The organism is Streptomyces corchorusii (assembly GCF_001514055.1).
Classification (GTDB): domain Bacteria; phylum Actinomycetota; class Actinomycetes; order Streptomycetales; family Streptomycetaceae; genus Streptomyces; species Streptomyces olivaceoviridis.
Genome location: NZ_KQ948372.1, coordinates 20033 through 33391 on the forward strand (window position 1 = coordinate 20033; position 13359 = coordinate 33391).

Consider the following 13359-nt stretch of genomic DNA (forward strand, 5'->3'; position numbering starts at 1 on the left):
TGGACTCCTGATGATGCGCAGTTAGACGCTCCAGCGGAGCAGATGTACGAAGGAATCCTGATAATCCAAATCAGCAGCCGGTGGCTTCCTGTCGGATGCTTCATGGAAGACCCGGTTCCGTGACATTAATTGCAGGCCGATTGAGTGGTCAATAGCGGCTGGTGCGATTCTCGCATGATGCCTTGCTGTGGGTACGGCGGGTCAAGATAAGACATGTGGACCGCCGAAATCTTTGGAATCAATGATGCCAGGGGTGTTCGGGCGTACTCAGTGCCCGAAAAGACATCGCACCTGGGCTCGCGGGTGCGGGCGAGGGCCCGCAGCTGATGGAAGGCGCAGTTCGGACGGCGAGTCGGTGCCGGCGTCTCGCGGCTCGTGGCGTTGGGTGCGGGGCGCCAGAGCAAGCGCGGGGCCGATCCGGGTTTACAGAGTGGGGAGGATCCGATCCCCAAAGGGTCGCGTTCGGTGTTCATTCGGGCAGTGCCGCACCGGAGTCGTCGGCCGGTGATGCAAGCTGTCCTTGCTCACTCCCTAGAGCAGTGGGCTGTGGTCCGGCAATGTCCTCCCGGTCGTCCCGTCGGATCGCAGCCCATGGGGGAGTGGTGCCGACCGTGCTGCAGGCGGTTGCCGGACGGTACCAGGGGCGTGTCCCCGGTGGCACGCTGCAACCACCGGCAGCGCAATCGCGCCGTCGTCTCTGTCGTGCCATGGCCTTCGGAGGAATCGGACCGCGTCGGCGCCGGGCACACGCCTTACGAGGAAACCGAGTCGAGCGCGGCATCACCCAGCTGCAGAAGGGGCGGGCCTTGGCCCGACACCAAGGTCGTGAGGCCTTCGCGGGGCATGTCGACGTTCGCCCAGGCGGGCTTGAGTTTCCGCACCGACTGTGGAGGCACGAGCAAGCCCAGCGCGATGGCTTCCCTCGGACATCGTGGGCGCACGGCCGCCGAGGATCAGCCGAGGTGGCGGCGAAGCTCGCGTGCCACACCCGGCCTTGAAGGAGGCCTTGGCATCCTCCCTGCCATCAAGGTGCGCCGACAGTCGAAGTTGCTGTCACCGACAGCTTCGCGCTTGTCTCCCGTCGTCTCAACACACGCCGGGCCGGCGTCCTCCAAGGCGTGACGCTTCTCGACCAGGGCGCGCGGGGGCATGAGACCGGGCTCGGGCGACCTTGTCGAGGGTCGGGTGGAAGCTCTTACGCGATGACGCTCGATGCGGGCGCCTGACATCAACAGCCGACAGATGGTCACAAACGAGTGGCATCGTCGGTCACTGTGGGCATGAGCCAATCCCTGGAATCGAAGACCGGCATCGACGGGCCGGTCACTGTCATCAAGCGCTACACCGTGCCGACGGGTGAAGCCGACTATTTCGTCGAGGTGTATCAGGAGAACGCCCGGATCATGTCGACACAGCCTGGCTTCGTCCGCTCCCGCCTGCACAGGCCACTCGCCGACGGCCCCGAGGCGCAGTTCGTCCACATCGCCGAGTGGGCCTCAGGCACCGCGCTCGACAAGGCCACCGGCAACCCCGAGTGGCATGCCTCACTGCAGCGCATGTTCGACGACCCGGGCCTTCACATCACCTCAGAACCTGCCAGCTACCGCGTCGTTGTGGAACTCCATCCCTCCTGACCGCGGCGATTGCCGTCCGCACCCGCAGCCGGCAATGACCTATGACCCATGCTCATGCGAGACCGGCGCCGTGCTCGCTCGCCGATGTCCAGGTCGCCCGGGGGACATCACCTGCTGCCGTCCAGGAGGTGACCCAAGCCAGCGCAAGCCCTCCGGGGCACGCACCTGGTGTACTCCTGCCTAATGCCGACCACATCGGAACTGCCTCCTGGCTCGGGAAGGGCCTGGTACGCCTCGGCCACACTGCGACCCGTTCTGTGCGTCGACGCCGATCCTGGTTGCCCGGAGCAGTGCGCGGCGTCTCAAGCAGGGGCATTTCCGGTTCTTCACACGCCTTGAACGGGACGGGGAGATAGGGCGACATGGCCCTCCGCCGCCGACGCCGAGCCATTCGCTCCACGGGCCGTCGGGCCCACGCTTCCCGCCCCGGACCGGACAGGGTCTTCGCAGCCGGGGCGGGGACTCAAAGTTCTCACATAACCGTCACGCACGTCCGGGCCCTACGGGGGCGGAAGGAGGAGGAAAAGGAATGCGAACGAAACTGGTGCCGCTGCTGAACGACTGGGAATGGCAGGAACGTGCCGCCTGCCGTGGGATGAACAGCGCCGTCTTCTTCCCCCCTCAAGGGGAGAGGGGCCACCGGCGCCGTCGGCGGGAGGAACAGGCGCGCCGGATCTGCGACCGGTGCGAGGTCATCGAGGAGTGCGCCGCGATGGCCCTTCACAACAAGGAGCCGTACGGCGTGTGGGGTGGGATGACCGCAGGTGAACGCCAGGACATTTCCGGTTCGGGCCGCCGGGACGTCGACCAGGACGCCAGCTGATTCGGTCCATGTGAGCCAGCCGGCTGAGACCGGTGAGCAAGTGGCAAGAACTGCCGGGGACTGCCTTACCCGAAACCCACGCCGTGCCTCCGGAGGAACCTGGAAAGGCCCTGAGAGCGTACCTGTCGCGTACACCCTGTGGATACTGTGCGGTGACGCAACGACATCGTCCAGGGTCGCTTGCGAAAGCAGGCTTGTCCCCTCTGCGCACCCACGCACCTCCACGTATCTCTCAAGCACCGTGCGCTCCCGGCTTTCGGATTGCCTTCAGCGAGTCGTACTGGGTGAATGCTCACAACGGATGCAGGGTCGCGCCCCAGCCTGTGCAGACGCTCCTGGGCACGGCATCAGGCACGCCCTGTGCAGGGCACCGGGCGCAGCACCGGCCCGGCCGGTCACGCCGCGCCGCGTGCCGAGATCGAGGGCCCCGTTCTGCTGCCCGACGACACCGGCCATGGCGTCGAGTGCCGCACCTTCGACACAGATGCCCGCCGAGACAGACAGGGTTCGGCTGGCACCAATCGTGAAGACTCACCGATACGGGTGCGGCTCGGCGGCGGCCAGGCCGTCGAGCCGCACCCGCACCCGGGGGCCCTCGTCGGCGGTGGTGTGCACGACCGCCTCCTGCACCACTGGCGACGTGTAGCGCTGTCGACGTGGGCGGTGTCGTAAGGGACGGTGACCGTGTAACGAGTTGGTGCGTGATAGCGGGTGAGATGTGTTTGCCTTGCTCACAGCCGTCTTCAGATGTTGGCCGTGCGGTCGGAGACGAGGCCGGCGATGGCGCGGTAGGTGTCGGGCAGGCGGTCGCGGCGATGGGTCCAGCGCGTCAGTTGCTTCCAGCGTTTGTGGTCGGCGAGGGCGTGTTCGACGGTGATGCGGTCGGAGGAGTGTTCGTGGCGGTCGCGTTCCCACTGTTCGACTCTGCTGGGCAGTGCTCCCGGGCGGGGTTTTCCGGGTGGTGTGATCGCTTGCCCGCGGTGGTCGCGGCTCAGGCCGAGGTAGCCGTCGTCCAGGAGGACCTCGACGTCGGGGAAGTGCTGGAAGCAGATGGCGATGCCCGTGTTGCGGGCGGCCGTGGCGTCGTGCATGCGCCCAGGTCGCATGGCGTCGGCCCATAACGTGCGGCCTTGATCGTCGGCGACGACGGTGGCCTTCATGGTGTTCTGCTTCTTCTTGCCCGAGACGAACGCGCGTCGTTCGCCGCGGCCGGCCGGTGGCCTGCGGACCTGGATCTCGGTGGCGTCCAGCCGCAGCTCGACACGCCTTCGGCCTGGGCGTGGGCAAAGACATCCGTCAGCGTTCGAAGCCGCAGGCCGGGACGGTAGGGGACCGCGCACCCCCGCTCCGCCAGGAGCGTGCGAACCTCTCCGATCGCCCGGGTGACGGTGGAACGGTCGACACCAAACAGCAGCCCCAGCACCGAGTGCGGCAGGTCGTGCCGCAGGTGGATCAGTGTGGCCACCAGCCGGTCGACGAACACCAGCTGGTGGCGGGCGCCGGCACCTTCAGCCCGCTTACGGGACCCGCCTCGTGCAGCATGGCGACGACCCTCGAGCCCGGCCTGCCACGGCTCGGCCAACTCTTCGACCAAGCACGCAAGAACATTGTGTTAGCCGCTGTAAGTCCGGGCACAGCGTCGATGCGGAGTGCTTCACGCCTTCGGGTGATCCATTGAGGCGCGGCGCCCTCCACAAGCGACGCAACATGTAGTAACACTGTTGTGAGGCCAGGCTGTTCCGCCGCGCATCGCCGGAACGACCCAGCTTCGTGTAGCGCAGTACGAATGACTGGTGTGACGGTCCATAAGGCGTGCCGCAGCCGGCCGCCCCTCGCGAACGAGGGATACGATGGGTACCTGACACTATCTGGCACATGCCCGCCCGCCCGCGACCGTATAGACGGCAGGCCGCATTGGCCCCCGCCGCCGTGGGCGTTACGTGGCACACCTATGGCTGGAGCACACCATGGATGCGAAGGACGAGGTCATGCGTGGTCTGACGGACCTGGAGGACTACCTGTACTGGGACGCCTACCGCCGGGCCGCCCAAGACCGCGCGGCCGACTTCGCAGCCCGTGTGCCCGGACTCAGTGAGGGGCAGAGGGCGGACATCGAGTGGTGGTACGTCGAGGAACAGATCAGGGCATCCCGTACGATCGCAGACCACGTCACGGATCAGATTGCGATGATGGAAGCACGTCATACCGAACGCTACACACGGTTGCGTAGAAAGGCCTGCGTAGCGTTGACCTTGCTCGCCGGGGTTGTGCTCATCCTGTGTGTATCCCTGGTTCTCGCGACCATGGACTGAGCGGTCCGCGCCTGCGCCGCGCAGCGTTCCCCGACTGGCTTCACTGGTACAACTACCACCGACCCCACACCGGCATCAGCGGCCAACCACCAGCCAGCCGCGTCACCAACCTGTCCGAACAGCACACCTAGTGCTGGATTCCTCTTTCGCTGGGTATATGTCCGGGTGGCGGGGTGTTTCGGGTGCTCGGGGGCGGGTGCTGGACGGTGGTGTTACGGGCACGGCCGAGCCGTGATGAGAACGAGCAGCGGGTCGTGCGTCGGCTGTCGCAAGCGCGTAAGGCGCCGCGTGACCTGGTGCTGCGGGCGCGGATGGTCGAGCTGAGCTGGACTGGACAGCGAGTTCCGACCATCGCAGACGAGGCGCACGAGTGCGGGCCGTCGGAGTGGACCCTTGACACCCTGACCGTCGAGGCCCGCCGGCTGGGTATCGATATCGGCCGCAGCCAGGTCCGCCGGATCCTGCTGGCCGAGGGGGTGCGCTGGCGTCGCACCCGGTCCTGGATCCGCTCGAAGGACCCGGACTTCGAGGGAAAAGGACGAGGATCATCGAGTTCTATACCTGCCCGCCCGAAGGCACGACGGTCGTCTGCGCCGACGAGCTCGGACCGGTGATCCCCAGAACGTTCCCGCCGGCGCCGGGCTGGTCGCCGGACGGCCACCGGATCAAGGCCGAGGTCGACTACGGTCGCGGGCCGGAGAAGACCTGGGTCTACAGCGCCTTACGCGTGCGGGACGGACAGGAAGTCACGATGGCCGCATCCTCCCGCAACAGCGTCTTCTACCAGCAGTTTCTTCAGAAGATCGAGGCAGCCGATCCGGTCGGGGACATCTACGTCGTCACCGACAACCCGTCCTCGCACAACAGCCTGTCCACCCGCACCTGGCTGGAGGATCACCCCAGAATCCGGCACGTGTTCATCCCTGTCGGCGCCTGCTGGCTCAAACTCCAGGAGGGCTGGTGGCGCATCTCCCGGAAGGCCGCCCTCGCCGGCCAGTCCTTCGCGGGACCAGCCGAGATCGAACACGCCACCCGCCAGGCGACATCCCAGCTCAACGCCCGAGCGCGCCCCTGGATATGGGGCAGACCCGCCCCACCCACCAGGCGCTTACGCCGCCGATATGTGTACATCCTTTGAGGAACCCAGCACTAGGAACTAGAGAGCGGCACCGATGGCGCTTCGGGCTGCTGTCACGCAATCATCGTAGGAGCGACACGAACGATGAAGCACCCGCATCCGCATCCGCCCCTACACCCCTGTACCGCAACGGTGGTTGCCGTAAGTCGTCATGAGCAGCCGACCGGCGATATGGCCGCACCAACCCTCCGGGTTACGTCCGAGGGACTCGTCCTGGACAAGCACCACGGTGGACTCGCCTTCGCCTGGGACGCCGAGGCTCTGACTGTGCGTGCGCGCCTCATAATCAAGCAGTGGTTCGTGTCCTGAGCCGACAATTGTCGTTGTCCTGGTATGGAGGGGATGGCTGAAGTCGCAGTTGGGGCCGCTGAGTTGGATTCGGTGTTCGATCGCGTGGCGGGGAGGTTCGGCCGGGCGGATCTGCGGTGGCGGCCACCGATTCGCGCGATGTGGCAACGACCCCTCCGAGCAGGCCTCCTGCCACTGTCCGGGTGATGGTGTGGTCATGAAGTACGACTCGGGACCAGCCCACGGCTGCGACGCCGGGTACCAGCAGAGCCATAAGTGTGCCGTACGCGACAAACAGGACGATGACGACTCCCGGGGCAATGGCGGTGTGGATCGATACCTTCCACCAGACGGTCACCGCCATGGCGATGACGAGGCCGACGAGCATGGCTACGACGAGAGCGAACACCTCGTGGGGCGCACCGAGGACGACAAGCAGAGATGTGCCGGTCATTACCGACGCCATCGTGGCCATGAGGGGCACGGCACGCTGCTCACGGACTCGCACGTGGTTGTCAATCCAGTGACCTCGCTTCACACCGAGCATGATGACGGCGATGGGGATGCCGCCGCAGAACAGGGCGACCAGCATGCCCCAGCCGAGTCCCGTGACGGTACTCGTGGTGTGCCAGCCGATGACCGGCAGTTGGCCGGCGCAAGCGTGTGGGTAATGGAGCGGGCCGTTCACTGTGTCGTCTCCAGCGTTCGGGCACGGTCGAGCTCGGCGACGTGGCGCAGGTGAGGCGGAATCGCAGGCCCGGGCGACTGCTTGGGCACGTCGATCTTGTTGGGCAGATCCCAGTCGCCGTACACACGGCAAAGGATGAGTGGCTCTCCCGTCAGCCGGGCAAAGCGTCACGGGTACAGGCCGATATGCCGGGCCTCCGACATCCGTGCCCGTCTGTCACTGGCTCACTCCGTGGCTGAGCTCCCACAGGCAGAGCACGGACGAGGAGTTGAGGGCATACTCGGAGCCCGTGATGTCGTCCCGAGCAGCGATGTATTGCTTGCCTTGCCAAAGCGGCAGAACGGGCACGTCCTCGGCGACAGTGTCCTGGATTCGGGTCAAGCTGCGCGCTGCCTCCAGCCGGTCCTGCATGCGGCGCGACTGCGGAATCAACGTCTTCTGGATGGTGGTGTTGGAGTACGGCGACCCCAGGATGTTGTTCTTGTCCAGGAATGGGGCGAGGAAGTTGTCCGGGTCGGGGAAATCAGGAAACCAACCCATTCCATAGACGTCGTATTCACCCTTCTGTTCGGCGGGCCGGAATGTCTCCCAAGGGTGACCCTGCAGGGTGACGTCGAACAGGCGACTGTCGTTGAGTTGCTTTCGCAGCACCTCGAACTCCTGCTTGGTGGCGGTCCCGTAGTGGTCGGTGGTGTAGTGCAGGGTGAACTTCACCGGCGTTTTGATGCCAGCCGCGTTCAGCAGGCCCCTGGCCCTGTCGACGCTCGGGTTGCCATATTTGTTGAAGAATGCGTTGGAGTGGCCGACGACACCGGCCGGAACCAGTGAGTACAGCGGATCAGCCTGAGTTCCGTAGACCTTTGAGACCAACGCGTAACGGTCGATGACCTGCGCCATGGCCTGGCGGACGGCCTTGGTCCTCACGGTGGGAGCGTGGGTGTCGAACCCGAGATAACGGATCTCAAGGCCGGGCATCTCGACCAGGTGGACGCTGTCGTCGGAGCTGGTGTCCAGTTTCTGGATCTGAGAGGGCGACATGGTTCGTGTCATGACATCGATGTCGCCTTCCTCGATCGCTGAGCCCATGGCGTCAGCGTCTTCGAAAACTCTCATATCCACCTGGCTGTTGTTCACCTTCAGGCTTCCCTTGTAGAGGGGGTTCCTGACATAGGTGACGCTGGTGACCGTGTTGTCCTTCACGGCAGCCTTGAAGGTGTAAGGACCGGAACCGTCGACCTGGAAGCCGTTACGCAACTTGTCCTTCGCGTACTTCTTCGGATTGACGATGCCCGCCACTGGTGTGGCGAGTTTGTACGGGAATGTGGCATCAGCGGTCTTGAGATGGAAAACGATGCTGCGAGTGCCCTGCGTCTCGATGGTGTCGATCGTGTTCAGCAAGCTGGCGACACCTGTTTCGGCACTGATGCCGAGGGAGCGCTCGATGGAGTACTTCACGTCAGCAGCAGTCACGTCGCTACCATCGGCAAACTTCAGTCCGTCTCGCAGCTCGCAGACGTACCTCTCATTTCCCTTGTCAGTGAAGGAGCAGCTCCGAGCCGCCTCCGGCACTGGCAAGCCATCGCCTCTGGGCTGTGTCATCAGGGTCTGGACGGTTTGACGCAACAGGTTCCAGGCGTTGGTGTCATATGTGTACGCCGGGTCAAGTGGCGCCGGTTCTTCCTTGGTGGCGGTGAACCGGTCAGTGGTACCCACGACGACGGTGCCGCCGTCCTTCCCCTCTCCATCCGATCCTCCGCACGCGGCAAGGACAGGAGTGAGGGCGCCGGCTATCGCCGCCAGCGCCAAGGTCTTGCGATTCATCCGGATGTCTCTCCAGAGCATGTTCGAGGATCACCATGTTGCGGCGCCTGGACACTCGTGTGCGGTTGCCGCGGCACAGGTGCAGGCAAGAACCACGGAAGGCTCGCGGTTCTCTCGGCACGCGCGCAGACACAGCGCAGTGCGGCAGGAGTAGCCGTGGCTTCCGTGATCACGTAAGTAGTGGGAACGAGTTCGATCGGCCGCTGAGCGACAGGAGAAGCGCGGATCCGCGCAGGCCGCGCCGGGAGTCGAGGTCATCCTGCGCTCCGAGCGGTGCCTGGCCTGCTCGTACGCCGCCCGCACCCGACATCCGCACTACGGTACGGGCGGTGTTCGCTGCCGTCAGGCGACCCGCCTGGAGGGCGGGCGCCATCGGGCCTTGCCGACCAGCCTTCGGCCCCGGCCCACGGGCACTACGCCCAGCAGCCGTTGACTGTCGCGGCGAGGCCGTCGAGAGCGTCCTTGACGTCGGCCGCTGCGGCGGGAGAGTCATTGTCCACGAAAGCGAACACCCGCCAGCGGCCGTCTTCGCCCTTCGTCAGGCCACTGAGTGCCGCGGCGCCCGTCAGTGTGCCCGTCTTGGCCTTGACCTCGCCCACGGCACACTTGGAGTCCGCGGTGTCGAAGCGGCCCCACTCGGGACCAAGAGTGCTTCCCGCCTCGCCCGCGACAGGCAGGCCCTCATCGATGGACCTCAGTACGTCCCGGTTGGCGGGTTCGGTGACGTTGTCGAGGATGTCGGCGATGGTCTGCGCGGGGATACGGTTGTCGCGGGAGAGCCCGCTGCCATCGCGAATGACGAAGTTGTCCATCGATACCCCGTATCGCTCGCTCAGCACGGTGCGCACCGCCTCGACACCGCCATCGAAGGTGGCCGGTCGTCCGGAGCCCAAGGCGGTCGCCCGCAGCAACGCCTCCGCGATGGAGTTGTCGCTCTTCTTGAGCATTTGCTTGACGACCGACGACAGTGCCTCGGAGGCGTGCTCGGCGACAGGAACGGTACCCGGGCCGGCCTGACCACGGGTGACACCCCCCTCGACCGTGATGCCCTGCTCACTGAGTTGCCGGGCGAACGCCTCACCCGCTTCGATCCCTGTGTCCGTGTTGAGGCTGCCGTTCAATGACAGGGCCCGGACGGGCGCGACCTGGTCGTCGTAGTAGTTCTGTGTCCACCCGGGGGCGAGCTCCGGCTCGGGGAAGAGGCTGTCGTCGATGCGGACCTTCACCGTGTTGAGGCCTGCGCTCCTCAACCCCGCGGCCGCGTCCTTGGCAAGGGCCGCGATGTCATCGGTCGTCAGAGTGCGGTCGCCGCCACCGATGATCGTGAGTGTGCCGTTGTCGTAGACGACCTTGGTGGTGAACCGGTGATCGGGTCCCAGCACGGTCAACGCGGCGGTGGCGGTGGCGAGTTTTGTGTTGGAAGCGGGCATCAGCGCCGTCTGCGCGTCATGGCTCCAGATGACGGTGTCCGACTCGGCGTCGAGCACGACACCGCTGAAGGTGGAGCCGATCCGCTCGTCGACGACTCGGGTGTCGAGGTTGTCCGAGATCCGTTGCTCTGTCGGGGTGAGCTGGTCGGCCGCGAACGCGGACGGTGCCGTGAACAGTGCTCCTGCCACCGGGGCGGCCGCAGCGACGATGAGCGTGCGGCGCACCGCCGGGCTCACGGACTTGGGTTTGCGGTGACGGCCTCCGGCCGTGCTGGCACTGGACAAGGTGTGACTCCGTTTCACTGCTAGCGGTCGAGGGTCAAGGCTAGGTCATTGGATCGCAGTTCATAGCATGATGTTGTGAACGACTGTTGTGTGACGGGCCTTCGTGCTGAGGGCGACGGGGGAGCGGGGCGCCGCCATCTCGTTCCGCCGTGGAGGCGTCCCGACCCGAGTGCGGTGAGGAACAAGCAGGTCGGAGCGGTGGTCTGCGACGAGTGACCACGGGTCAGACCGATGTCGCTGTGGACGCCGTCGGCCGGCACCGCGGCCACCACCGTCCGCCGCCTTTTCGCCCCACCGTCGAGCAACCGTGTGCTCAAACTTGTCGACCCACGTTGCTTCTTGCGACGCGTGCTGACACCATCTTCCTCGCTGAAGTCCTGACAGCACACAGAAGGAGTTATTGATGTTCGGACGATTCGGCCGACGGGTGGCTACTGCCGGTCTCATAGGGCTTGCGCTGGCCGGTGTAACCGCGACCTCGGCATCTGCGTCTTCTCAGACCCTCTTCATCAAGCCGTTCGGGCCTGGCGGCGGTATCGCCTGCGCCGTCGAGGCACACCACGAGCCGGGCACTCGCTGCCTGTGGATCGACGGCGACGGCTGGTGGCTCGTGGAGGGCTGATCCGGCCCACGCCTTCCACGGCGCCCGCCGCATAAGAGACTGCCCACCTGGGTCTTCGGCCCAGGTGGGCGGCCCTCACCTCCGAGGGCTTGTTGCGCAACAAGCGCCACAGGCAAGCCCATTGGGGCTGGACATGATTCCCTTTCGGGTCTGCTCGCGCGTGTCGTCACGCCGTTCCCAGGCGATGCGCAGGCGTTGGTACTTGTTGATGCCCGTGTGCAGCGCGAACGTGACGCCTCTCCTGCGCCTGACGATCGGGTTTGTTTCGCAGAGGCCGGCATCACGCCGCAGCGCGGCGTCGCGGTGGTGCCACGCTGGGGCCCCCGATGACGGGCTCGTACGCCGTCCAGGCGAGTTCCGTTCCATAACGTACCCTTCCCGGCGCTCTCTTGGACCCTCATGTGGTCCCCAAGGTTCCCCATCCGACGCGAGCGCTCCCGGCCGTGCCGAACCGCGAGATCATCCCTGAGCGACCTGTTCCCGGTGCGATGACCGCCGGGCCAGGACGGATCGGCCTTGCATTGGCCGGAGGCGGCGGTGGACGGAGAGCGTGATGAGAGTTGTGGTTGTCGGCGGTACCGGGCTGATCCGTTCGCCCCTGGTCGACATCCTGAGGGACCACGGTCACGATGCGCGGTCGGGGTTCCCCGGCACCGGAGTCGACGCCTTCACCGGCGAAGGGCTTGATGAGCTCCTCGGCGGGGCGGACGTGGTCGTGGACGTCTCCAACGCTCCGGTCTGGGACGCCGACACGGCCATGCGGTACGTCACCCGGTCGACGGGGCATCTGACAGAGGCCGCGGTGAGAGCGGGCGTGCGTCATCTGGTGATCCTCTCGTCGCTCGGTGTCGACAATCTGCCGGACAAGGGCTGTTGCCGCGCCAAGCTCGCCCAGGAACGGGCCGTGCGGGACAGCGGCCTGCCCTACAGCGTGGTACGGACCGGGCTCTACTTCGAGTTCGTCGAACTGATCACCGGCCTGGCCGTTCGGGACGGACAGGCACGTCTGCCGTCCACCCGGGTGCGTCCTATCGCGGCCTCCGACACGGCCCTGGCCTTGGCGGCGGTGGTGGAAAACGATCCGCTCCAGGGTGTGCGCCGTATCGCGGGGCCCGAGGTCCACCGTCTGGACCGGTTGGGAGAGATCACCCTGGCGGGACGGAGCGGCCTGGCCGTGGTCACGGACGAGACGGCCGGACCGTTCGCCGGCATCCCCGCGGACGTGCTCACTGGAGACCCCGGTGTGGAGACCTGGGCTACGCGCTACGAGGACTGGTGCAAGGAACGCCCGCTCCGCTGCGGCCGGGCCAGGACGGACACAGACTCCTCATTGTCACACGTTGTGTAACTGAACCAACTTTTGATAGTATTTGGTCAGACGTTCTGAACGCCGGTTCGACACGGTCACGTGGTGCGTTCAGAACGCCGCACCCGCAACTCCTCAACCCTGCGGGTGCGGCCCGGGCGCCACACGATCCCCCGAAGCTGTGGCGCCCGGGTCACTTTCCGGGGCCGGCCGCGACGCGGGCCGGTACGGTCAGATCAGCCCGGCCCGGATCGCGTAGGTCACCGCGTGGACGCGGTTGCGCAGTTGGAGGCGCGTGGTGACGGAGGAAATGATCTTTTTGATGGTGCGTTCGGAGTAGCTCATCTTCTGGGCGATCTCCGCCAGATCCAGGCCCTCTGAGAGCATGCGCAGGACGTCTATCTCCCGGCCGGTCAAACCAGAGGAAGTCAAGCCCCGCGGGCGCAACACTTCACGTTGCACGTGCTCAACCTGATCGAGCAGCCGTCCCTGGACCGACGGCGGCAGCCATGCCTGTCCGGCGGCCACCATGGCCACCGCGCGCACCAGGGCATTGGCGTTCGCTTCCTCCCGCCAGAGCACAGCCCTGACACCGCACTCGACGGCGAGGGTCGGATCGACGTACCAGCCCCGGGATGCGACCACGACGAATCGGGCGTCCTCGCCGGGCTTCAGTGCCTGCAAGGTCTCAAGGGCCGCGGCATCCACGGTGTCGAGCGCCACCACTACGACATCGGCCTCCTCGACTGCAGTCAGCAGGAGCTGCGGGCTGCGCTCCAGTGCGTGCTCCAGGCCGCACCGGGTGATCGGGTCCGTGGACTGTACCGCTACGTGCGGCTTGCTCATCTTCTTTCGTCCTCGGTATGTCGGCTGCTCCCGTGCACGGGGCGTGTGAGAGACAGCAGTGAAGGGCAGCCGAACGCCGGTCGGTTCGGCCACCCTTCTTCGATGCACACCGTGGGAAGAAAGTTCGGTTCCCAACGAGAGATTAGTGTCACAACATACGTCAGTG

The 13359-nt window shown here is 65.8% G+C and carries 11 protein-coding genes and 2 pseudogenes; 7 read left to right on the plus strand and 6 right to left on the minus strand.

What is annotated here, in order from left to right; all coding sequences use genetic code 11:
* The first annotated feature begins 1280 nt into the window (after window positions 1-1280).
* The gene (locus tag AQJ11_RS38905; RefSeq protein WP_059266502.1) at window positions 1281-1634 is read left to right on the plus strand and encodes an antibiotic biosynthesis monooxygenase family protein; all 354 of its coding nucleotides are present in this window, start codon (window positions 1281-1283) and stop codon (window positions 1632-1634) included.
* Between the two features lie 529 nt (window positions 1635-2163).
* Window positions 2164-2457: a WhiB family transcriptional regulator gene (locus tag AQJ11_RS38910; protein WP_059266503.1), complete on the plus strand. Its 294-nt coding sequence runs from the start codon at window positions 2164-2166 to the stop codon at window positions 2455-2457.
* Window positions 2458-3200: 743 nt separating this feature from the next.
* Here the strand turns inward: AQJ11_RS38910 and AQJ11_RS52535 are convergent.
* Window positions 3201-4051: pseudogene (locus tag AQJ11_RS52535) on the minus strand (transposase).
* Between the two features lie 373 nt (window positions 4052-4424).
* On the opposite strand from AQJ11_RS52535, the gene AQJ11_RS38920 reads away from it, so the two are divergent.
* The 3 genes and pseudogenes from AQJ11_RS38920 to AQJ11_RS38925 all read left to right on the plus strand — a co-directional run bounded on the left by AQJ11_RS38920 (window position 4425) and on the right by AQJ11_RS38925 (window position 5907).
* Entirely contained in the window at window positions 4425-4769 is a 345-nt protein-coding gene (locus tag AQJ11_RS38920; protein ID WP_059266504.1) for a hypothetical protein, read from the plus strand.
* A 14-nt stretch (window positions 4770-4783) separates the two neighbouring features.
* Window positions 4784-4900, plus strand: a pseudogene (locus tag AQJ11_RS48745) (IS481 family transposase); the annotation flags it as partial.
* A gap of 479 nt (window positions 4901-5379) precedes the next feature.
* Window positions 5380-5907: a transposase gene (locus AQJ11_RS38925; RefSeq protein WP_059266505.1), complete on the plus strand. Its 528-nt coding sequence runs from the start codon at window positions 5380-5382 to the stop codon at window positions 5905-5907.
* Between the two features lie 286 nt (window positions 5908-6193).
* On the opposite strand, the gene AQJ11_RS49480 is transcribed toward AQJ11_RS38925, so the two are convergent.
* The 4 genes from AQJ11_RS49480 to dacB form a co-directional block, all read right to left on the minus strand.
* Entirely contained in the window at window positions 6194-6883 is a 690-nt protein-coding gene (locus tag AQJ11_RS49480; RefSeq protein ID WP_159061770.1) for a phosphatase PAP2 family protein, read from the minus strand.
* Complete coding sequence (locus AQJ11_RS52270) at window positions 6880-7008, minus strand: hypothetical protein (RefSeq protein ID WP_279616975.1); 129 nt, start codon at window positions 7006-7008, stop codon at window positions 6880-6882. The genes AQJ11_RS49480 and AQJ11_RS52270 overlap by 4 nt, the downstream gene beginning before the upstream one ends.
* Window positions 7009-7099: 91 nt before the next feature.
* Complete coding sequence (locus tag AQJ11_RS38935; RefSeq protein WP_059266563.1) at window positions 7100-8704, minus strand: ABC transporter substrate-binding protein; 1605 nt, start codon at window positions 8702-8704, stop codon at window positions 7100-7102.
* A 413-nt stretch (window positions 8705-9117) separates the two neighbouring features.
* Window positions 9118-10419 carry a D-alanyl-D-alanine carboxypeptidase/D-alanyl-D-alanine endopeptidase gene (gene dacB / locus AQJ11_RS38940; protein ID WP_059266507.1) on the minus strand — a complete coding sequence of 434 codons (1302 nt, stop codon included), beginning with the start codon at window positions 10417-10419 and terminating at the stop codon, window positions 9118-9120.
* Between the two features lie 403 nt (window positions 10420-10822).
* On the opposite strand from dacB, the gene AQJ11_RS38945 reads away from it, so the two are divergent.
* Both AQJ11_RS38945 and AQJ11_RS38950 read left to right on the plus strand, forming a co-directional pair.
* Complete coding sequence (locus tag AQJ11_RS38945) at window positions 10823-11041, plus strand: hypothetical protein (RefSeq protein ID WP_159061771.1); 219 nt, start codon at window positions 10823-10825, stop codon at window positions 11039-11041.
* 553 nt (window positions 11042-11594) lie between these two features.
* A complete protein-coding gene (locus AQJ11_RS38950; protein WP_063807741.1) occupies window positions 11595-12389 on the plus strand; it encodes an SDR family oxidoreductase in 795 nt (264 codons plus the stop codon).
* A gap of 189 nt (window positions 12390-12578) precedes the next feature.
* On the opposite strand, the gene AQJ11_RS38955 is transcribed toward AQJ11_RS38950, so the two are convergent.
* Window positions 12579-13193 (minus strand): helix-turn-helix transcriptional regulator, encoded by a 615-nt coding sequence (locus AQJ11_RS38955; protein WP_059266509.1) that lies wholly within the window; start codon window positions 13191-13193, stop codon window positions 12579-12581.
* Window positions 13194-13359 lie beyond the last annotated feature (166 nt).